At 65.4% G+C, this 18,866-nt stretch carries 20 protein-coding genes; 15 read left to right on the plus strand and 5 right to left on the minus strand.

Annotation, left to right across the window (positions count from 1 at the left end; all coding sequences use genetic code 11):
• Position 1 precedes the first annotated feature (1 nt).
• Complete coding sequence (locus CLM73_RS26030) at positions 2-856, plus strand: DUF6708 domain-containing protein (protein WP_234015757.1); 855 nt, start codon at positions 2-4, stop codon at positions 854-856.
• 56 nt (positions 857-912) lie between these two features.
• Here CLM73_RS26030 and CLM73_RS26035 read toward each other — a convergent pair whose 3' ends face one another.
• A complete protein-coding gene (locus CLM73_RS26035; protein WP_105240896.1) occupies positions 913-1,467 on the minus strand; it encodes a hypothetical protein in 555 nt (184 codons plus the stop codon).
• Positions 1,464-2,399, minus strand: coding sequence for a LysR family transcriptional regulator (locus CLM73_RS26040; protein WP_105240897.1), 936 nt, complete (start codon positions 2,397-2,399; stop codon positions 1,464-1,466). The genes CLM73_RS26035 and CLM73_RS26040 overlap by 4 nt, the downstream gene beginning before the upstream one ends.
• Before the next feature lie 184 nt (positions 2,400-2,583).
• Here CLM73_RS26040 and gtdA point away from each other — a divergent pair, with 184 nt between their 5' ends.
• The 12 genes from gtdA (at position 2,584) to CLM73_RS26100 (ending at position 13,903) form a co-directional block, all read left to right on the plus strand.
• Positions 2,584-3,651: a gentisate 1,2-dioxygenase gene (gene gtdA / locus CLM73_RS26045; protein WP_105240898.1), complete on the plus strand. Its 1,068-nt coding sequence runs from the start codon at positions 2,584-2,586 to the stop codon at positions 3,649-3,651.
• A 53-nt stretch (positions 3,652-3,704) separates the two neighbouring features.
• Complete coding sequence (locus tag CLM73_RS26050) at positions 3,705-4,403, plus strand: fumarylacetoacetate hydrolase family protein (protein WP_105240899.1); 699 nt, start codon at positions 3,705-3,707, stop codon at positions 4,401-4,403.
• Between the two features lie 15 nt (positions 4,404-4,418).
• Positions 4,419-5,057, plus strand: a complete 639-nt coding sequence (gene maiA / locus CLM73_RS26055) for a maleylacetoacetate isomerase (RefSeq protein ID WP_105240900.1) — start codon at positions 4,419-4,421, stop codon at positions 5,055-5,057.
• Positions 5,054-5,434, plus strand: coding sequence for a chorismate mutase (locus CLM73_RS26060; protein WP_105240901.1), 381 nt, complete (start codon positions 5,054-5,056; stop codon positions 5,432-5,434). Before maiA ends, CLM73_RS26060 begins: the two co-directional genes overlap by 4 nt.
• Complete coding sequence (locus CLM73_RS26065) at positions 5,427-6,452, plus strand: Bug family tripartite tricarboxylate transporter substrate binding protein (protein ID WP_105240902.1); 1,026 nt, start codon at positions 5,427-5,429, stop codon at positions 6,450-6,452. Before CLM73_RS26060 ends, CLM73_RS26065 begins: the two co-directional genes overlap by 8 nt.
• 63 nt (positions 6,453-6,515) lie before the next feature.
• Positions 6,516-7,868 carry an FAD-dependent oxidoreductase gene (locus CLM73_RS26070; protein WP_105240903.1) on the plus strand — a complete coding sequence of 451 codons (1,353 nt, stop codon included), beginning with the start codon at positions 6,516-6,518 and terminating at the stop codon, positions 7,866-7,868.
• Between the two features lie 16 nt (positions 7,869-7,884).
• The gene (locus CLM73_RS26075) at positions 7,885-9,123 is read left to right on the plus strand and encodes a 3-hydroxybenzoate 6-monooxygenase (protein ID WP_105240904.1); all 1,239 of its coding nucleotides are present in this window, start codon (positions 7,885-7,887) and stop codon (positions 9,121-9,123) included.
• A 73-nt stretch (positions 9,124-9,196) separates the two neighbouring features.
• Positions 9,197-10,375 carry an ABC transporter substrate-binding protein gene (locus tag CLM73_RS26080; RefSeq protein ID WP_105240905.1) on the plus strand — a complete coding sequence of 393 codons (1,179 nt, stop codon included), beginning with the start codon at positions 9,197-9,199 and terminating at the stop codon, positions 10,373-10,375.
• Positions 10,376-10,453: 78 nt separating this feature from the next.
• Positions 10,454-11,368 (plus strand): branched-chain amino acid ABC transporter permease, encoded by a 915-nt coding sequence (locus tag CLM73_RS26085; protein ID WP_105240906.1) that lies wholly within the window; start codon positions 10,454-10,456, stop codon positions 11,366-11,368.
• A gap of 11 nt (positions 11,369-11,379) precedes the next feature.
• Positions 11,380-12,465, plus strand: coding sequence for a branched-chain amino acid ABC transporter permease (locus CLM73_RS26090; RefSeq protein ID WP_234015758.1), 1,086 nt, complete (start codon positions 11,380-11,382; stop codon positions 12,463-12,465).
• The gene (locus CLM73_RS26095) at positions 12,462-13,211 is read left to right on the plus strand and encodes an ABC transporter ATP-binding protein (protein WP_105240907.1); all 750 of its coding nucleotides are present in this window, start codon (positions 12,462-12,464) and stop codon (positions 13,209-13,211) included. Before CLM73_RS26090 ends, CLM73_RS26095 begins: the two co-directional genes overlap by 4 nt.
• Positions 13,211-13,903 carry an ABC transporter ATP-binding protein gene (locus tag CLM73_RS26100; RefSeq protein WP_105240908.1) on the plus strand — a complete coding sequence of 231 codons (693 nt, stop codon included), beginning with the start codon at positions 13,211-13,213 and terminating at the stop codon, positions 13,901-13,903. Before CLM73_RS26095 ends, CLM73_RS26100 begins: the two co-directional genes overlap by 1 nt.
• Before the next feature lie 10 nt (positions 13,904-13,913).
• Here CLM73_RS26100 and CLM73_RS26105 read toward each other — a convergent pair whose 3' ends face one another.
• Positions 13,914-14,276: a glyoxalase superfamily protein gene (locus tag CLM73_RS26105; protein WP_105241729.1), complete on the minus strand. Its 363-nt coding sequence runs from the start codon at positions 14,274-14,276 to the stop codon at positions 13,914-13,916.
• A gap of 53 nt (positions 14,277-14,329) precedes the next feature.
• Here CLM73_RS26105 and CLM73_RS26110 point away from each other — a divergent pair, with 53 nt between their 5' ends.
• Positions 14,330-14,689 carry a hypothetical protein gene (locus tag CLM73_RS26110; RefSeq protein WP_105240909.1) on the plus strand — a complete coding sequence of 120 codons (360 nt, stop codon included), beginning with the start codon at positions 14,330-14,332 and terminating at the stop codon, positions 14,687-14,689.
• Between the two features lie 44 nt (positions 14,690-14,733).
• Here the strand turns inward: CLM73_RS26110 and CLM73_RS26115 are convergent, their stop codons facing one another.
• A complete protein-coding gene (locus CLM73_RS26115) occupies positions 14,734-15,729 on the minus strand; it encodes a helix-turn-helix transcriptional regulator (RefSeq protein WP_234015759.1) in 996 nt (331 codons plus the stop codon).
• A 102-nt stretch (positions 15,730-15,831) separates the two neighbouring features.
• Here CLM73_RS26115 and CLM73_RS26120 point away from each other — a divergent pair, with 102 nt between their 5' ends.
• Positions 15,832-18,033, plus strand: coding sequence for a TonB-dependent siderophore receptor (locus CLM73_RS26120; RefSeq protein WP_105241730.1), 2,202 nt, complete (start codon positions 15,832-15,834; stop codon positions 18,031-18,033).
• Positions 18,034-18,058: 25 nt separating this feature from the next.
• Here the strand turns inward: CLM73_RS26120 and CLM73_RS26125 are convergent, their stop codons facing one another.
• A complete protein-coding gene (locus CLM73_RS26125) occupies positions 18,059-18,820 on the minus strand; it encodes an IclR family transcriptional regulator (RefSeq protein WP_199778209.1) in 762 nt (253 codons plus the stop codon).
• Positions 18,821-18,866 lie beyond the last annotated feature (46 nt).

The following is an 18,866-nucleotide window of genomic DNA, read 5'->3' on the forward strand; positions in this document are numbered from 1 at the left end:
CATGAATGTAAGTTGGCAGTTTTCTCCCGAAGCCGCGACAGGCATCGCGCCGGCTGTTCACGATCAGGTTTTCAATGTCACCGACGAAGTGTTGTCATTGAGAAATCCCTGGGTCGTCGATTCAGTATTTTCAGGAAAGCTGTACACATCAATGAACCTGTTGATGGTCGGCTATCTGGGTTGGATGTTGATGGAACAAACTAGCTACGGCGTTTTCTTTTGGACTTTAGTCGCCTGCACCCTTGGCTTCATTCTTCTTTCTCTCCTTCTCTCCGGGTATCGAATTTTCTGCATCAAGCGCTTGTCGAACTTCTATTTCAATAGAAGGTTGAAAAAGGTCTACTATCGGCGCAACAAGACGCTTATTGAGTTTGATTGGGAGCAGACGCAGGGCGGTGTTTTTGCACGTACAGAGTTCGGCGGCCGCTCGTTCAGTACAAGCTACGCTCTCGCGTTCGGCCCTCGACCTGCAGCCGATCAAGAAAAAGACCGCATCGTCCTCTGGGTCGACAGTAACAACAGCAGCGACCCAGACCCCAGATACGTCGCGCAGGTGTGGGAGTACATCCGGCAGTTCATGGATGAAGGCCCCGACAGGTTGCCCCCGCCAGGGGAGTCCAACTGGTGGTATGCCCCGCTTCACCGTATCTGCATGACCCCAGCCGAAGCCTGGCGTCACTACGCGCCTTGGCGCACGGGCGAACCGGGCGAGCTGCAAGGCAAGAAGAACTGGCTGTTGCCCATGTGGCTCGTGTTCTTTCCCTACAACCTGTTCTCCGCGTTGTGCTGGTACGCGGTGTGCCGAGTCTTCAACGTGCGCGGTGCGTCGCTACCGCCGGAAGCGCTTGGGCGCTAGGACATGCCGCGCGTTACGCGGCGCCTTTCAAGCGCTACACAGACGACGCGTGATCGTTATCCCTTCCGAGCCAAACATCGCAACGCCACCCGATACCCCACAAACACATAAAACCCCGAAGAATTCATCACCAACCAGGCCCCCAGCCCGCCAAGCATCGCGACCACAGGCCCAACCGCCCTGACGTCGCCCTGTGTCCAGGCGATCCCGCCGAAGCTCCCCACAACGATCAACCCGATACAGACCCGCTTCAACAGCACCACCCCCTGCACCCGTCCTGCCATCATCAGCACCATCCCGATCGACAGCGCGAGCGCGGTTCCCGCGCACACCGCCACCAGCGCAAACGCCGCCATTGCCGGCCCCACGAATCGCAGCAGCAGGCTCAGCAGTTCGATGCCGACGCCCAGCCCGCCCGCCATCACCAGCACGGAAAGCACCAGCGGCGACCAGGTTCCCGGCGGCGCGCGGCCTTCTTCCGCTTCCATTTCCGCGACAAAGCGGTGCATCGATGCCGCCGTCCCCGGGTCCTTGCCTGCGTTCAGCGCCGCTTCCAGCCTCTGGCACTGTTCGATCAGGGCATTCAGGCCGGAGGCAGGCGCGGGTGTCATAGCCGGGTTACTCCCGGCGCATGCTCGGCCACCGTGTTTCGTAGTGCCGCCATCGCTTCCTCGACCGCGACCGGCCGGAATGCATCTTCACGCCAGTACATCGCCACCGAGCCGAACCCTGACAGACGTACGGGGATGATGCGCATTGCGCGCATCTGCGAAAACCGCAGCGCGGCGCGGTGCGATGCGACGCCGATCATGTCGCTGTTGTTGATGAGGGTCAGGTTGACCGTCACCGAGTTCGACTCGATATGGTCCGGCGGCGGCGCCTGTCCTGCCGCGGCGAGTGCGGCGTCTACGGCGTTGCGGATGGGCGTGCCTTTAGGCCACAGGATCCAGCGGTAGGAGAGCAGGTCCTGCCAGCTTGGCTGCTCCACCGCGAACAGCGGATGGCGGGGCCGCGCCACGAGATGGATGGGTTCCAGATAAAGCGCCTCGAAGCGGATGGCCGGATCGTGATGCTCGGGCGCCGAGCGCCCCACGACGATGTCCAGATCCCCTTGCGCCAGTTGGGCCAGCAGGCGATCTGTCGTGCCCTCCACCAGCTTGACGCGCGCCTGCGGCATGCGCTCAAGCAGCTTCATGACCGCCAGCGGCACCGTGTCGGACGCGGACGCGCCCGATGCGCCGATCACGACGCGTCCGCCGCCGCCCTCGCGCAGCGCTGCCATGTCCGCACTGGCGCGATCCAGTTGCGATTCCACGCGCTGCGCGTGCGCGATCAGCACGTCGCCGTGCGGCGTGGGGCGCAGGCCGCGCGCGTGGCGCTCGAAGAGCGGCAATCCAATATCGTCTTCCAGATCCTTCAGCCACTTCGACAGGCCCGGCTGCGTCGTATTGAGCATGGCGGCCGAGTGGCTGATGTTGCGGGTCTGGGCCAGGCTGAGCAGCATCTTGAGATTGCGCAGCCGCAGGCGGTGGGTCCAGTCCATGCAGGCCCTCTTGGTGGGAGGTTTGTCTCGTATGTATATGGTTATTGGTATGGATAATAAGATAATTTCATTTCAAACCGCATAGCTCCTTCTCGCATAATCGTCTCCATATCAGGACCAGCCGCGAACCCACGCGGCGGCCGCCCGTAGAAGCCGGCAGTAGCCGGACATACAGGAGACAACCATGCACGACGGTCAGCCCACCGGCGCGGATAGCGCTGCCTCGGAGCGCGCCCTCTATTACGCGCGCATCGCCAAGAAACACATGGCGCCCCTGTGGGAGTCGCTGCACAACCTGGTGCCGCGCCAGCCCGCGCCGCGCTGTTTGCCGGCCCTTTGGAAGTACGACGATGTGCGCGACGACGTCATGGCGTCGGGGTCGCTGATCACCGCGGAAGAAGCCGTGCGCCGGGTGCTGATTCTGGAAAACCCTGGCCTGCCGGGCCAGGCCAGCATCACGCAGAGCCTGTACGCGGGTCTGCAGCTCATCCTGCCCGGCGAGATCGCGCCGAGCCATCGCCACACGCAGTCGGCCCTGCGCTTCATCGTGGAAGGCCGCGGCGCCTACACGGCCGTCAATGGCGAGCGCACGACGATGCACCCCGGCGACTTCATCATCACGCCGTCATGGACCTGGCATGACCACGGCAATGCGGAAACCGTCGAAGGCGGCGAGCCGGTGGTCTGGCTGGACGGCCTGGATATTCCGCTGCTGCGCTTTCTGGACGCAGGCTTTGCGGAGAACTACCCGTCCGCCACGCAGCCCGTCACGCGGCCCGAGGGCGACAGCATGGCGCGCTTTGGCCACAACATGGCGCCGGTGCGGCATCAGGTTTCCAGCGGCACTTCGCCGATCTTCAACTATCCCTACGAGCGAAGCCGCGAAGCGCTGGATGCGCTGTACCGGCACGGCGAGCTGGACCCGTGGGACGGCGTGAAGCTGCGCTATCTGAATCCGGCCACAGGCGGCTATCCCATGCCGACGATGGCGACCTTCATGCAGTTCCTGCCGGCGGGCTTTCAGGGCAAGACCACGCGCACGACCGACTCGACGGTCTACAGCGTGGTCGAGGGCCGGGGCACCGCGCGCATTGGCGACCAGGAATTTCATTTTGGTCCGCGCGATGTCTTCGTCGCGCCGTCCTGGATGCCGGTGCAACTTGCCGCACTGGAAGACGCGACGCTCTTCAGCTATTCCGACCGCCCGGTGCAGGACGCGCTGGGCCTGTGGCGCGAAGAGCGCGTCGGCTGACCGCCGCACTCGGCCGCCTTTCAAATTTCCCTCCGCCATCAAAAGGGTGATCCATGTCGTTTGTGTTTGCTCCCGCCGCGCCCGTGGCCGTGCCCATCGCCGGCAGCCAGGACAGTTTTCCCGTGCGACGCGTGTACTGCGTCGGCCGTAACTACGCCGCCCATGCGCGCGAGATGGGCTTTGACCCTGACCGCGAGCCGCCGTTCTTCTTCTGCAAGCCCGCCGACGCCGTGGTGGCGGTCGCCGAAGGCAGCACGCTGTCTCTGCCCTATCCGCCCGAGACGTCGAACCTGCATTACGAGATCGAGCTGGTTGCGGCCATCGGCAAGGGCGGCGCGAACATTGCTGTCGACGAAGCCCTGCAACATGTGTGGGGGTATGCCGTCGGCCTGGACATGACGCGCCGCGATCTGCAGATGAAGATGCGCGAAGCGGGCCGGCCGTGGGAACTGGGCAAGGCTTTTGACCAGAGCGCGCCCATCGGCCCGCTGCATCCCGCGCAATCGGTCAAGGATATTGAGAAGGCCAACATCTGGCTGCAGGTCAATGGCGCCGACAAGCAACGCAGCGACGTCGGCAAGCTGATCTGGTCCATCGCCGAGACCATTGCGTACCTCTCCAAGTACTTCCGTCTGGAAGCCGGCGACCTGATTTACACCGGCACGCCCGAAGGCGTGGGGCCGGTGGTGCGCGGCGACAGGATGGTCGGCGGCGTGGACGGGTTGGGCACGCTCAGCGTGCAGATGGCTTAAGGCCGGGAGACTTGCATGCAACTTCACAACTTCTTCAACAGCTCCACCTCCTATCGCGTGCGCATCGCGCTTGCGCTCAAGGGCCTGTCCTACGAATACCTGCCCGTGAACCTGCGCAAGCAGGAGCAGCGGGCGCCAGACTACATGGCGCGCAACCCGTCGGCCGGCGTGCCGCTGCTGATCGATGGCGATGTGCAGCTTTCGCAGTCGCTCGCCATCATCGACTATCTGGACGCCACGCATCCCGAGCCGCGCCTGATTCCTGCCGACACGCTGGCGCGCGCCCGCGTGCTGGAGCTGTCTCACGCCATCTCGTGCGACATCCATCCGGTCAACAACATGCGCATCCTGCGCTATCTGCAGGACGTGCTGGGCGCGACTGCCGCGCAGAAGGACGCCTGGTATCACCACTGGATCCGCGAGGGCCTGACGGCGGTGGAGGCGCTGCTGGTGCGTCACGGACACGGCGCGTTCTGCTTTGGCGAAGCGCCGACGCTGGCGGACTGCTGCCTGGTGCCGCAGGTGGCCAACGCCCAGCGCATGGGCTGCGACCTGTCCGCCTATCCGCGCATCCTGCGCATCGTCGAACACTGCAATGCGCAACCTGCCTTCCAGCAGGCCGCGCCCGCGGAGCAACCGGACTACACCCAGTGAGCAAAGAACCCGAAACCCATGGCGCGCCGCTGCGCGAGTACACCGATCCGGCCTATCGCCCGCTTTGCGCCAATCTGGCCGACGTGCGCGCCAACATCGACCGGCTGGACGACGAGATCGTGCGGCTGATCGCCGAGCGCGCGATGTACGTGAAGGACGCCGCGCGGTTCAAGCGCGACGCCTTCCAGGTCAGCGCGCCCGCGCGCCAGGCCCAGGTATTTGAAAAAGCCCGGGCGCTGGCCGAGCGCCACAACCGGGGCTTTGCCAATCTGGAGCAGGTGGTGGACGCCACGTATCGCGCGATGGTTGCCGCCTTCATCGTCAATGAACAGACCTATTTCGACACCATGAAGGACGTGGGAGACACGCATGCTTGAAGCTTTGACCTTGCTGCCGGACCGCGCCGTTGCGCGCCGCGTCACGGCACGCGCTGCGGCGCTGGCCCTTGCCGTGCTGGCGCCGCTGGCCGCGACGGCGACTGCGACCGCTGCCGACGCCTGGCCGGCGCAACCGCTCAAGGCGGTGGTGCCGTTTGGCCCGGGCTCCAGCCCCGATCAGGTGGCCCGCATCGTCAGCGAGAAGGCCGGCGCGATTCTGGGCCAGACCATCGTTGTGGAAAACAAGCCGGGCGCCAGCGGCAACATCGGCACGTTCGCCATCGCCAATGCCAAGCCCGACGGCTACACGTTCGGCGTGTCGATCACCGGGCCGCTGGTGAACAACACGCTGCTGTTCGACAAGCTGCCCTACGCGCCCGCCACCGACCTGGCGCCGCTGACGCTGGCGGTGCATCAGCCCAACGTGCTGGTGGTGCCCGCGTCTGCCGGCATCGGCAACATCGGCCAGCTGCTGGACGCGCTGAAGAAGAATCCGGACAAGTACAACTTCCCGTCGCCGGGCGCGGGCACGGTGTCGCATCTGGCCGTGGAACTGCTGTTGCAGCAGATCGGCGCGCGCGCCACGCACGTGCCCTACCCGTCGTCGCCGGCGGCGCTGACGTCGCTGCTGTCGGGCGACACGCAGTTTGCCGCGTTGCCGCCCATCGCGGTGATGCCGATGGTGAAGGATGGCCGGCTGAAGGCGCTGGCGGTGACGTCGTCCAAGCGATCCGCGCTGCTGCCCGGCATTCCGACGCTGGCGGAAGTGGGTGTGCAGGGGATTGAAGGTTCGGCGTGGATCGGCTTCGTGGTGTCGTCCAAGACGCCGGCCGACGTGCAGAAGAAGCTGTCGGATGCGCTGATCCAGGCGATTCGCGATCCCGAGGTCGCCAAGCGGCTGCAGGCGCAGTTCATGGATCCGGTGGGCGATACGCCCGCGCAGTTCCGCGGCTACATGGATGACGAGTTGAAGCGCTGGGAGCCCCTGATCAAGAAGCTGGGGATCAAGGGCCAGTAGGAAGGCCAAACAAGGCCAATAAGGACGCCGCGCGCCGGCTGCAATGAAAGCAAGGAGAGTCAGATGGTCATCACCGAACCCGCCCGTCAGGTGCCGCTTTATGGCGAGTACGAGGTCGTCGTCCTGGGCGGCGGCCCCGCCGGCGTGCTGGCGGCCGCCAGCGCCGCGCGCAACGGCGCGAGCGTGCTGCTGGTGGAGCGTTACGGCTTCCTGGGCGGCATGGGCACCGCCGCCGGCGTGTCCAACTTCTGCGGGCTGCACGCCAACATCCACGGCGACATCCGTCAGGTGGTGCACGGCATGACCGACGACCTGCTGGACCGCATGCGCGCGATGGACGGCCTGAACGATCCGCATCTGATCCTCGGCAAGATCCACGCGCAGGCCTACGACATCTCGGCCTTCAAGTGCGCGGCCGACGGCCTGGTGCAGGACAGCGGCGCGCAGGTGCTGTTTCATGCGCTGGCCACGGGTCTGACGCGTGACGAGCAGGGGCGCGTGGACGCGCTGTTCCTGGAAACCAAGTCCGGCCGCTGCGCCGTGCGCGCAAAGATTTTCATCGACTGCTCGGGCGACGCCGATATGGCGCAGTGGGGCGGCCTGCCGTTTGAAAAGGGCGACGCCCACGGCCACATGCTCTACCCCACGCTGATGTTCAAGGTGGGCAACGTGGACGGCGCGCGCGCGCAAGAGGCCTGGAAGACCATCCCCACGCTGATGGACGAGGCCGCGGCCAGCGGCGAATTCACGTTTCCGCGCAAAGGCGCCATCGTGCGTCCGCAAAAGCACGACTACGAATGGCGCGTCAACGTCACGCAGCTGGCCAACGCGGACGGCAGCGCGGCGGACGGGACCGACGCGGATTCCCTGTCGGCGGGCGAGCTTGAAGGCCGCCGGCAGATCATGAACTACCTGGCGTTCCTGCGCGCCAAGGTGCCGGGCTTCGAACAGGCCTATGTGCTGGACATCGCCCCGCAGCTTGGCATCCGCGAGACGCGCCGCATCGTGGGCGAGGCCGTGCTGACGCAGGAGCACGTGCTGGGCTGCGCGGATTTTCCGGACAGCATCGGCGTGAACGGCTGGCCGCTGGAGATGCACATGGCGGGCGACGTGAAGTGGGTGTGGCCGCCCATTCCCGAATCGCGCGGCTACAACCAGCTGCCGTTTCGCATGATGGTGCCGCGGCGTGGCGCGGGCGTGGCCAGCAACGTGCTGGTGGCTGGCCGCTGCGCGTCGATGACGCACGAGGGCCAGTCCGCGGCGCGCGTCAGCGGCAGCTGCTTCGTCATGGGTGAGGCCGCCGGCACCGCATCCGCGATGGCGCTGCGCGACGGCATCGCGCCCGGCGACGTTTCCATTCCCGCGCTGCAGGCGCAATTGAAGCATCAGGGCGCCTTCCTGGGCGGCTACGACTGACCCGCGAGATTCCGACATGACTACGAACCAGGCTGCAAAGCCGAAGACGCAAACCGTGATCGTCGTGGGTGGCGGCATCGGCGGGCTGGCGGCCGCGCTGGCGCTGACGCGGCAGGGCATTGCCGTGCAATTGCTGGAGCAGGCCGCGCACATCGGCGAGATCGGCGCCGGCATACAGCTCGGGCCCAATGCCTTCGCGGCGCTGGATGCGCTGGGCGTGGGGCGCACCGCGCGCGAGCGCGCGGTATTCACCGACCACATCATCATGATGGACGCGGTGGACGCCAAGGAGGTGGTGCGCATCGACACCGGCGAGGCATTCCGCGCGCGGTTTGGCGGCCCATACGCGGTGATCCATCGCGCCGACATTCATCTGTCGATCCTGGAAGCCGTGCAGCGGGACCCGCTGATCCAGTTCCGCACGTCCACGCAGATCGCCAGCATGGCGCAGGACGAACACGGCGTGGAAGTTGTGGACACGCAAGGGAACCGCTACCGCGCCGACGCAGTGGTGGGCGCCGACGGCGTCAAGTCGGTGATCCGCGAGCGCATGGTGGGCGATCCCGCGCGCGTCACGGGCCACGTCGTCTACCGCGCGGTGGTCGAGCAAGAAAACATGCCCCGCGAACTGCGCATCAATGCGCCCGTGCTCTGGGCCGGTCCGCATTGCCACCTGGTGCACTACCCGCTGCGCGGCGGGCAGCAATACAACCTGGTCGTCACCTTCCATAGCCGCGAGCAGGAAGAATGGGGGGTACGGGAAGGCAGCAAGGACGAAGTGCTGTCGTACTTCCAAGGCATTCATCCCACGCCGCATCAGATGCTGGACCGTCCGACCTCCTGGAAGCGCTGGGCGACCGCCGATCGCGAACCCGTGGAACGGTGGGGCGAGGGCCGCGTCACGATCCTGGGCGATGCCGCGCATCCCATGACTCAATACATGGCTCAGGGCGCCTGCATGGCGCTGGAAGACGCCGTGACGCTGGGCGAAGCCATCAGGCAGTGCGAGCACGACCTGCCCGCCGCCTTCCGGTTGTATGAATCGGTCCGAATCCCGCGCAGTGCGCGCGTGGTGTGGTCCACACGCGAAATGGGCAGGCTCTATCACGCGCGCGGCGTGGAGCGCACGGTTCGCAACATGCTGTGGACGGGTCGCAGCCAAGCCCAGTTCTATGACGCATTGCAGTGGCTGTATGGGTGGAAGGTAGAGAACTGTCTGGCGGGAGGCATGCCGCAAGACACGGCGCAGCAGTAAACAGCACGGCAGGGTAAACGCCGCTTGCCAAAGAGCATCCGGCAGACAAGCATCAGTACAGGAGGAGACAACCATGCAAAAAAGCACCATCCGCGGCGCGGCCGCCGTCATGCTGTCATTGGCCTCGTACGCGGCCAGCGCGCAGCAGAAACCCGTGGACATCGGATTCATCGGCACGCTGTCCACACCCGCCGGCTACATCGGCGAGGACGAACGCGATGCCTTCATGCTGGCCGTCAAGGAAGGCGGCGGCAAGCTGGGCGGCGTGCCGGTCAACGTGCGCGTGGAGGACGACGCGCTCAAGCCCGCCAACGCCAAGCAGATCGCCGACAAGATGGTGCAGGGCGGCGTGCGTTTGTTCACCGGCATCAATTTTTCGAACGTCATGGCCGCCGTCGGGCCTACCGTGCTCAACGCTGGCGCTTTCTACGTCAGCCTGAACGCCGGCCCGTCCAACTTCGCGGGCAAGGCCTGCAATCCCAATTACTTCTCGGTGGCGTTCCAGAACGACTCCTACGCCGACACCGCCGGCATGGCCGCCAACGAGCTGGGCGCCAAGCGCGTGGTCATCATGGCGCCGAACTACCAGGCCGGCCGCGACGCCATTGCCGGCTTCAAACGCACGTACAAAGGCGAGATCGCCGACGAGATCTACACCAAGCTTGAACAGGCCGACTTCTCGGTGGAGCTGGCACGCATCCGCTCGCTCAATCCCGACGCCATCTTCCAGTTTCATCCGGGCGGCGCGGGCATCAACCTGACCAAGCAGTTCGCCAACTCGGGGCTGGCCGACAAGATCAAGATGATCACGCCCATCTACTCGATGGACGACCGCATGCTGGCCGCCACCGGCACCGCGGGCAAGGGCTTTTACCTGAGCTCGCTGTGGAGCGCCGACCTGGACAATCCGCAGAGCAAGCACTTCGTCGAGGCCTTCACCAAGGCCTACAACCGCGCGCCCACCGCCTACGCGGCCCAGGCCTACGACACCGCCAATCTGATCGGCTCTGCGTTGAAAGCCGTGGACGGCGACATCGCCGGCAAACCCGACGACTTCCGCAATGCCCTGCGGCGCGCCGACTTTCCCAGCGTGCGCGGCAAGTTCAAGTTCGGCTCGAATCAGCATCCGATTCAGGACTGGTATCTGCTGCACATCGAGGCGGGCCCCGACGGCAAGCTGGTCTACAAGAACCTGAAGGTGCTCGCCCGCGACCACACCGACGTGCACGCGGCAGACTGCAAGATGCCATGACGCGGTACAAGGTGCGCGGCGCCGGACTCGCCGGCGCCGCGCACCTTGCCATACAGGCTCTCCGAAGAAGGAGTCGCAATGCTGATGTTTCTAGAGCAGGTCCTGAACGGCCTGCAATACAGCGCCTTGCTGTTTCTGTTGTCGGCGGGTTTGACGCTGGTGTTCGGCATCATGAACGTCATCAACCTGACGCACGGCTCGTTCTACATGGTGGGCGCGTTCTGCGCGGCCAGCGCGGCCGCCTCCACGGGCTCGTTCGCGGCCGCCCTGCTGGCCGCGCTGGCCGGCGCGGCGCTGTACGGCCTGATCGTCGAACTGCTGGTCATCCGCCACCTGTATCGGCGCGACCACCTGGACCAGGTGCTGGCAACGCTCGGGCTGACTCTGTTCACCAATGAGCTGGTAACCGTGCTGTTCGGCCGCAGTCCGCCCTTCATGGACATCCCGCCCTTCCTGTCCGGGTCCGTCGCGCTCCTGCCCGGGTTGAACTATCCCATCATGCGGCTCGCCTTCATCGGCGCGGGCGCGCTGGTGGCGGTCGGCCTGTGGCTGCTGATCTCGCGCACGCGGGTCGGCATGCTGGTGCGCGCCGGTGCCGACGACGGCGAGATGGTCGACGCGCTGGGCGTGAACATCCAGCGCCTCTTCACCCTGATCTTCACGCTGGGCGCCCTGCTCTGCGGCTTTGCGGGCGTGATGGCCGCGCCCCTGTTGGCGGTGGAGATCGGCATGGGCGAGCGGATCCTCATCACCACGTTCGTCGTCATCGTGGTGGGCGGCGTGGGATCGGTGCGCGGCGCGCTGGTGGGATCGCTGATGATCGGCATGACCGATGCGCTGGGGCGCGCCTACATCCCCTTCTGGATGTCGCGCCTGCTGCCGCCCGAGCTGTCGGACTCCGCGAGTTCGAGCCTCGTTTCGGCCAGCATCTACATCCTGATGGCCATCGTGCTGCTGTTCAAGCCGCGCGGGCTGGTTCCCGCGCAGCGTTAGGAACGATATTCATGACCAGACCAACTCCAACGTCTGCCGCAGTGGCCCCGGTGTCTGACACCCAGGACGCGACCGCCGCACGCCACCGCCATGCCGCGGCGCTGTCCGACAGCGACTCCGCGGGCAGGCCGCGCCTCACCCGCAGCGTCATCGTCAACGCCATCGGGCTGCTGCTTTTCGTGCTGGTGCCGGCCATCGCGCAGGCCACGGGCGAAAGCTTTCTCGTCAACCTCATGACGCGCTTTCTCATCTACGCCATCGCGGCCGTCAGCCTGGACCTGATCCTGGGCTACGGCGCCATGGTCAGCTTCGGTCACGCCGCGTTCTTCGGACTGGGCGGCTACGTCATCGGCATCGCTGCGTACCACGTCAACATGGGCGAGACGATCTTTGGCTGGAGCGGCAGCAATGCCGCGCTGATCATGTGGCCGCTCGCCGTCGCGGTTGCCGCGCTGGCCGGGCTGGTTGTGGGCTTTCTGTCGCTGCGCACTTCCGGCGTGCAGTTCATCATGATCACGCTCGCCTTCGGGCAGATGCTGTACTTCATCCTCGTCGGACTGATGGTCTATGGCGGCGACGACGGCTTGTCCATCGACGCGCGCAACACGCTACCGGGACTGAACGTGAACGATCCGGCCACCTTCTATTACGTGTGCCTGGCGCTCATGACCGTCTGGATCATCGTGTGCCGGCGCATCGTCAATTCGCCCTTCGGCATGGCGCTGCAAAGCATCAAGCAGAATCCGCGCCGCAGCATCGCACTGGGCCTCGCGCCGCTGCGCTATCGCCTCACGGCGTTCGTGCTGTCGGCCGCCGGCACCGGGCTTGCCGGCGTGCTGTGGGCCAACTACGCGCTCTTCGTCAGCCCCGACATGTCGGCCTGGCAGAAATCCGGCGAGCTGATGGCCATGGTGATTCTGGGCGGCATGGGATCGATCTTCGGCCCCGTGCTCGGCGTGGCGGTGTACCTGGGCCTGGAGCAGGTCGCCACCGGCTGGACCGAGCACTGGATGCTGATCCTGGGACCCGTGCTGGTCCTCGTGGTGCTCTTCGGCAAACGCGGCGTGTACGGCTGGCTGGCGGGAGGCAAGCCATGACGAATCCCAAACTGGAGATCCGCGACCTGCAGAAATCCTTTGGCGCCGTGCAGGCCACGCAGGGCGTCGACCTGGCGGTCCGGCCCGGCGAGCTGCACGCCCTCATCGGCCCCAACGGCGCGGGCAAGACCACGCTGCTGTCGCAGATCAGCGGTGAAATCCTGCCTGACGCCGGCAGCATCTGGCTCGACGGCGCCGACATCACGCGCATGCCCGCCCACCGGCGTCCGGCCGCAGGCCTGGCCCGGTCGTTTCAGATCAGCCAGCTCTACCCCGATTTCACCGCCGAAGACAACGTCGCCATGGCCGTGCAGGCGCACAGCCCCGGCGGCTTCAACCTGTGGCGCAACGCGCGGCGCATGGCCCGGCTGCGCGAGCCGGCGCGCGACGCGCTCGAACGCGTCGGCCTGGCCGGACGCGCCGGCGTGCGCGTGTCGGCGTTGGCGCACGGTGAGAAGCGCCAGCTGGAACTGGCCATGGCGCTGTCACTGGACGCGTCCGTGCTGCTGCTGGATGAACCGACGGCCGGCATGGGCGCCGAGGAATCGCAACGCATGACCGCGCTGCTCCAGACCTTGAAAGGCCGCTACGCCATTCTGCTGGTCGAACACGACATGGACGCCGTCTTCGCGCTGGCCGACCGCGTCACCGTGCTGGTTTACGGCAAAACCATCTTCACCGGCACGCCCGACGAGGTGCGCCGCCATCCCGACGTGCGCGCCGCCTACCTGGGCGAGGAGGACTGATGCTGCAAGTCAACCAACTGCTAGGCGGCTACGGCGCCAGCAAAGTGCTCTTCGGCGTCGACCTGGACATCGCGCCCCGGCAGGTCGTCTCGCTGATCGGCCGCAACGGCATGGGCAAGACCACGACCGTCAAGACCCTGATGGGCATGCTGCCCGCGCAGGGCGGCGCCATCCTGCTCGACGGCAAGCCCATCACCGGCATGGCCCCGCACCGCATCGCGCAGCTGGGCATCGGCCTCGTTCCCGAAGGCCGCCGCGTGTTCGGGTCATTGTCCGTGGAGGAAAACCTGATCGCCACCGCCCGCAACACCCGCGCCGGCTGGCACGTAGGCCGGGTCTTCGACCTGTTCCCGCGCCTGAAGGAACGCCGCACCCAATCCGCTCGCACGCTGTCCGGCGGCGAACAGCAGATGCTGGCCGTCGGCCGCGCCCTGCTCATCAACCCGCGCCTGCTCATCCTGGACGAAGCCACCGAAGGCTTGGCGCCCCTGATCCGTCAGGAAATCTGGAACTGCCTGCGCCGCTTGAAGGAAGAAGGCCAGACCATTCTTGTGATCGACAAGAACCTCAAGGAAATGGCCACCTTGGTGGACCGCCACCACGTCCTGGAAAAGGGTCGCGTCGTCTGGCAAGGCAGCCCCGCCGAACTGGCCGCGCAGCCCGACCTGGCGCACCGCTATCTGGGGGTTTAGCCTGCGGCGGCTAGTCCTGCGACTCGCAGAAGCTCAGCCGATTGCCAAACGGATCGATCACCGCCATCACGCGCCCCCACGGCATCTCCTCGACGCTGGGCCGCATGTAGGCATACTTCCTGGCGCTGACCTCTGCGTGGAATTCATCGACGCCCTGCATCCGCACAAACACCGCCGACCCCGGCGTCGCATCGCCATGATGCTCGGACAGATGCAATATCAGATCGCCGCGATGCACCTGCGCGTACAGCGGAAAACCCGCTTCGAAGCGATGCTCCCAATCCCAGGTGAACCCGAGGAAATCCAAGTAGAAATCGCGCGCCTTTTCCACCGAGAAAATGCGCAGGATCGGAATGGCGGCTTGCAGGTGCATGGCGGGGCCTTGGTAGTATGCGAAAAAAACCAGCATAGAACAGAAGCCCATACATGCCCATCGCCACCCAAGACTCCTGGAAACACCTGCCCGCGCCGGCGCAACGTGAACCGCTGCATTTTCAGGGGCGTTATACCGCCGACGAGTACGCCCGCCTGCGGCAGGGCGTGATTCCGCAGGAGATGGAAGACAAATGGTTCATCTACCTGCATGACGGCTGGCTGCGTTTGCATCGCAGTTGGACCGGCAACTGGATTTATGCGCTGCGGCTGGAGCAGGACGGCGATGCATGGACGGTGACCGATTCGTGGGTGAACCGCGATCCGGAGCAATACCGGCTTACCGATGCGGAATATGACCGCGCTTCGCTGCAGAGGATGTTGCAGTGGTTGATGAAGGGGCCGGCGGTTTGATGCGCATCGGTTGAACGACGTTCCCGCGGCGCACGTTCAGCGCATTACCAGGCGCGTGGCGATGCGCCGTATCGTGCCTTGAAGATCTTGCTGAAATGACTGAGGCTTGAATACCCCAAGTCGCCGGCCACCTGCGTCACGCTCATGCCGCTGCGCAGCAGGTCCGAGGCGCGAACCAGCCGCGCGTCGCTCAGATAGGCGTGAACCGAACGGCCGACGCTTTCGCGCATCAATTCCTGAAGCCGTCTTTCGGACAAACCCACCATCCGCGCAACACGCCCAGGCGGCCATTGTTCCGAGCAGCGTTCCCGCAGCAGGCGGCAAGCTTGCTGCACCTGCTGACGCTGCGCTGCGGCGGGCCCCTTCAGCGCTTCCGGCACGGAAAGCAGTTCCACAAAGGCAGCCAGTGTTTCGAGCGACTTGGCGCGGTACCAGATCCGGCGCGCCTCGGGCGTCGCCGGCGCGTCACGGGAAATTTCGGCGGCCAGCGCCAGCAGACTGGCGGGCGCATCGCGCGTCGCCACCAGTGATCCGTGGGTCGGCACACTGACGTCATGGCGAAACCGCTGGGTCAGCAGGGTGATGGGCGCCGAGTCGCCTGCCCGGGCGAGCGCGTCGGGCGTGTAACGGATATCCAGCATCCGCACACGTTGTTTCGCGTAAAGGTGCGTGGTCCAGCCCACTGGCTGCTCGTGGTTGAAGAGCAGCGCCGCGCCCCCGGACACTTTCAGGGGTTTTCCGCCCTCCAGCGCCAGCGTGGCCTCGCCTTCGAGCCATACCTGCATGCCGAACACCGGTGCGCCCGGCGCCGGAATCGTCAGCGCCGCCGATGGGCAACCGTCCAGCACCACCACGCTGACGCCTTCCTCGACGCGCACCACGCACTGGATGACGTCTTCCCAATCCTGCGTCGCGGGCACTGTGGGAAGTGTGCCCCGCCACCATTCGTGGGGCTTGGCTGGCGCGGTATACGGGTCGAGCGAAAGCACAGCGGGCATGGGTAACAAGCGCAATTGCGTTGAGTGCAGCAAAACCGTCAATTGGCGCCGCGAAATCGTCAGACATCCGGCGGCGCTTCTGGAATCATGCCGTCGCACAGGAATGATTCTTGTTAATTATAAATTGATCAGGTGGTAGCCCCCGTGTTCTTCTCCGTCAAGCCGTTGCCGTTGGCATTGCTCGCAGCCTTTGCGGCGTCCGCGTCCGTCGCGGCGCAGTCCGCTCCGTCGGCCGCCGCCGATGTCTCCACGCTGTCGCCGGTCGTGGTGCAAGGAACGAGCGACGCGTCACCGACCTCCGGCGCCGATTTCGTCGCCACGCGCAGCCGGTCTGGCACCAAGTCTGACGCCGCCCTGATCGACACGCCCCAGACCATCAATGTCATCACCCGCAATGAAATGGACTGGCGCGGCGTGACCTCGCTGGCGCAGGCCGTCCGCTACACGCCGGGCATCTTCGCCCAATACGGCGACAACGACGTGCGCTATGACTGGCTGACCATCCGCGGGTTCACCCCGGCGCGCTATCTGGATGGCCTGCTCCTGCCCTTTGGCGCGCGGGGATATGCGCAGCCGCGCATCGACACCTATGGGCTGGAACGGATAGAGATCCTGAAGGGACCGTCGTCCGGCCTTTACGGCCAGAGCGCCCCGGGCGGGCTGGTGAACATGACCAGCAAGCGTCCCACCGCCGAGCCGATCAATGAAGTCGTCCTGCAGGCGGGCAGCTTCAACCGGTACCAGGGATCGTTCGACTTTTCCGGTCCGGCCGACGACGAAGGCAAATTCCTGTATCGCCTGACCGGCACCTTGCGCGATAGCGACACGCAGTACCAGCATGTCGACGACGAACGCCAGTTCATCGCACCCAGCTTCACGTGGCGCCCGTCGTCTGACACCAGCCTGAATCTGAACGTGCAGTACCAGAAGATCACGAGTCACGGTGGCGGCGGCGCGCCCGTGCTGCCGGTCATCGGGACGCTGGAAAAGAGCAGCGCCGGCTACATTCCGCGCGACCGCTTCGTGGGCGAACCGGGCTACGACATCTTCACCAACGAGCAGACCATGGTGGGCTATACGCTGGACCACCGCCTGAACGACACCTGGAGCGTGCGGCAAAGCGCGCGCTATACCAACGTGGACACCAACACCCGCCGCGTGCAGATCGGCGCCATGGCGTCGGAAACCCAGGCGATCCGGTACGCCTGGGCCTTCCCCGAGACATCGCATGCGTTCCAGGTCGACAACCAGTTGAATGCCAAGTTCACGGCCGGCCCCACGCGCCATGACCTCACCTTCGGCCTGGATTACCTGCGGGAAAAGTCGCGCTACAACGAAAGCAGTCTGGGACTGATGCTGCCGCCGGCGTCGCCGCTGTTCGACGTGTTCAATCCCGACTACGGCACGCCGGTGACGCGCCCGCCCACGGCCACCAAGATCAACATGACGCGCAACCAGTTGGGGGTGTACGCGCAGGACCAGATCGAACTTGACCGGCTGCTGTTTACGCTGGTGGGCCGTTACGACTGGACCGAAGGCACCACCGACACCGGCGCGCGCGGCAGCGCCGGGCAGTGGGCATGGACCTCGCGCGATGCCGACGCCAACCGCTTCACCGGCCGGCTTGGCGTCACGTATCGCTTTGACAACGGCCTGGCACCCTATCTGAGCTATTCCACGTCTTTCCAGCCCGTGACGGGCGTGCTGCGCGACGGCTCGCCGCTCAAGCCAACAACAGGTGAGCAGTACGAGGCCGGCATCAAGTTCCAGCCCAACGGGTACGCCAGCTTCGTGACGCTGTCGGCGTTCCAGATCAACCAGAACAACGTCAGCACGCCGGACCCGGTCAATACCAGCTTTGTCGTGCAGACCGGCCGGGTTCAGGTGCAGGGCTTGGAGCTGGAGGGCAAGGCCAGTTTCGACAATGGCCTGGATCTGACGATGTCTTACGCGCTGAGCGACAGCGAGATCACCAAGAGCAACAATCCCGCGCAGCGCGGCAATCAGCTCAACTTCGTGCCGCGCCATCAGGCCGCCCTGTGGGCAGACTACACGCTGCGCGACGGCCCATTGCAAGGCGTGGGCCTGGGCGCCGGCGTGACGTACCGCGGCGGCTTCTATGGCGACCTGAACAACAACTACGCCATTCCGGCCGTGACGTTGGTCGATGCCGCGATCCGCTACGATCTGGGCCGCGCCAGCCCGGCTCTCGCCGGCGCGCAGGTCGCGTTGAACGTGTCCAATCTGTTCGACAAGCGTTACGTGGCCAACTGCCTGGGCACGGCCGTGAGCTGCTACTGGGGCGCGGAGCGCACTGTCATGGCGACGCTGCGCTATCGCTGGTAATTCCCAGCATCACGTGCGATCAGCATCAATTTCGCTTGCTGATCGCCCTGGCTGCCCGGATCACCAGCGGCCCCAGTTCCTCCCGCGCCCGCGCCAGCGACCAGCGCGGTTTGGGCACCGATATGTTGACCGCACCGAGCGGATCGCCGTTGTCCCCATAAACCACCGCCGCGACATTCAGATCCCCGGCGAAGAACTCTTCGTCGGCATAGGCGTACTGGTCCCGTCTTGCCGCTTCGATCAGCGCGCGCAGCCGGTCGATATCGGTGGTGGTGTGCGGCGTGTACTTCGCACACGTCACGCTGCGCAACCTGAGATCGAGTTCATCCGGCGGCAACTCCGCCCATAGCGCGCGCCCCGACGCGGTCGCCACGCACGGGATCTGCGTCCCCACCGGCAGGTACTCGGGAATGTGCCTGGCCGGCGCGACGCGCATGACGAACACCATGTTGTCGCCGTCGGGCACGGCAAGATTGACGATCTCGCCGCACTCCTGGTTGACCTGGTGCAGCACCGCATGCGCGTGCTGGAACAAGGGCTGCCGGTAGAGATAGCTGTAGCCCAGCCCCACGGCCTTGACCGTCATGCTGTAGCGCTTGCTGCGCGGGTCCTTGAACAGGTAGCCGGTTTTTTCCAGCGTGTAAGCCACGCGCTGGGCCGAGCCGATGGTGATGCCGTTTTCGCGGGCCATCTCCTGAAGGCTCAAAGAGGCGTGCCCCCGGAAGGACTCGAGCACGGCGAGCCCTTTTTCCAGCGACTGGATCAACAAGGCGGAAGGTTCAGACATTCGGATTCTGTTTGGATAGCAAGGACGGAGTTTGCCCGCGGCCAGC

The sequence above is a fragment of the Achromobacter spanius genome, from assembly GCF_002966795.1.
Classification (GTDB): domain Bacteria; phylum Pseudomonadota; class Gammaproteobacteria; order Burkholderiales; family Burkholderiaceae_B; genus Achromobacter; species Achromobacter spanius_D.

Bases quoted from the DNA above. Each gene is read 5' to 3' on its own strand.
- CLM73_RS26030 (WP_234015757.1), top strand. From the start codon at position 2: ATGAATGTAAGTTGGCAGTTTTCTCCCGAAGCCGCGACAGGCATCGCG.
- CLM73_RS26035 (WP_105240896.1), bottom strand. From the start codon at position 1,467: ATGACACCCGCGCCTGCCTCCGGCCTGAATGCCCTGATCGAACAGTGC.
- CLM73_RS26040 (WP_105240897.1), bottom strand. From the start codon at position 2,399: ATGGACTGGACCCACCGCCTGCGGCTGCGCAATCTCAAGATGCTGCTC.
- gtdA (WP_105240898.1), top strand. From the start codon at position 2,584: ATGCACGACGGTCAGCCCACCGGCGCGGATAGCGCTGCCTCGGAGCGC.
- CLM73_RS26050 (WP_105240899.1), top strand. From the start codon at position 3,705: ATGTCGTTTGTGTTTGCTCCCGCCGCGCCCGTGGCCGTGCCCATCGCC.
- maiA (WP_105240900.1), top strand. From the start codon at position 4,419: ATGCAACTTCACAACTTCTTCAACAGCTCCACCTCCTATCGCGTGCGC.
- CLM73_RS26065 (WP_105240902.1), top strand. From the start codon at position 5,427: ATGCTTGAAGCTTTGACCTTGCTGCCGGACCGCGCCGTTGCGCGCCGC.
- CLM73_RS26070 (WP_105240903.1), top strand. From the start codon at position 6,516: ATGGTCATCACCGAACCCGCCCGTCAGGTGCCGCTTTATGGCGAGTAC.
- CLM73_RS26075 (WP_105240904.1), top strand. From the start codon at position 7,885: ATGACTACGAACCAGGCTGCAAAGCCGAAGACGCAAACCGTGATCGTC.
- CLM73_RS26080 (WP_105240905.1), top strand. From the start codon at position 9,197: ATGCAAAAAAGCACCATCCGCGGCGCGGCCGCCGTCATGCTGTCATTG.
- CLM73_RS26085 (WP_105240906.1), top strand. From the start codon at position 10,454: ATGCTGATGTTTCTAGAGCAGGTCCTGAACGGCCTGCAATACAGCGCC.
- CLM73_RS26090 (WP_234015758.1), top strand. From the start codon at position 11,380: ATGACCAGACCAACTCCAACGTCTGCCGCAGTGGCCCCGGTGTCTGAC.
- CLM73_RS26095 (WP_105240907.1), top strand. From the start codon at position 12,462: ATGACGAATCCCAAACTGGAGATCCGCGACCTGCAGAAATCCTTTGGC.
- CLM73_RS26100 (WP_105240908.1), top strand. From the start codon at position 13,211: ATGCTGCAAGTCAACCAACTGCTAGGCGGCTACGGCGCCAGCAAAGTG.
- CLM73_RS26105 (WP_105241729.1), bottom strand. From the start codon at position 14,276: ATGCACCTGCAAGCCGCCATTCCGATCCTGCGCATTTTCTCGGTGGAA.
- CLM73_RS26110 (WP_105240909.1), top strand. From the start codon at position 14,330: ATGCCCATCGCCACCCAAGACTCCTGGAAACACCTGCCCGCGCCGGCG.
- CLM73_RS26125 (WP_199778209.1), bottom strand. From the start codon at position 18,820: ATGTCTGAACCTTCCGCCTTGTTGATCCAGTCGCTGGAAAAAGGGCTC.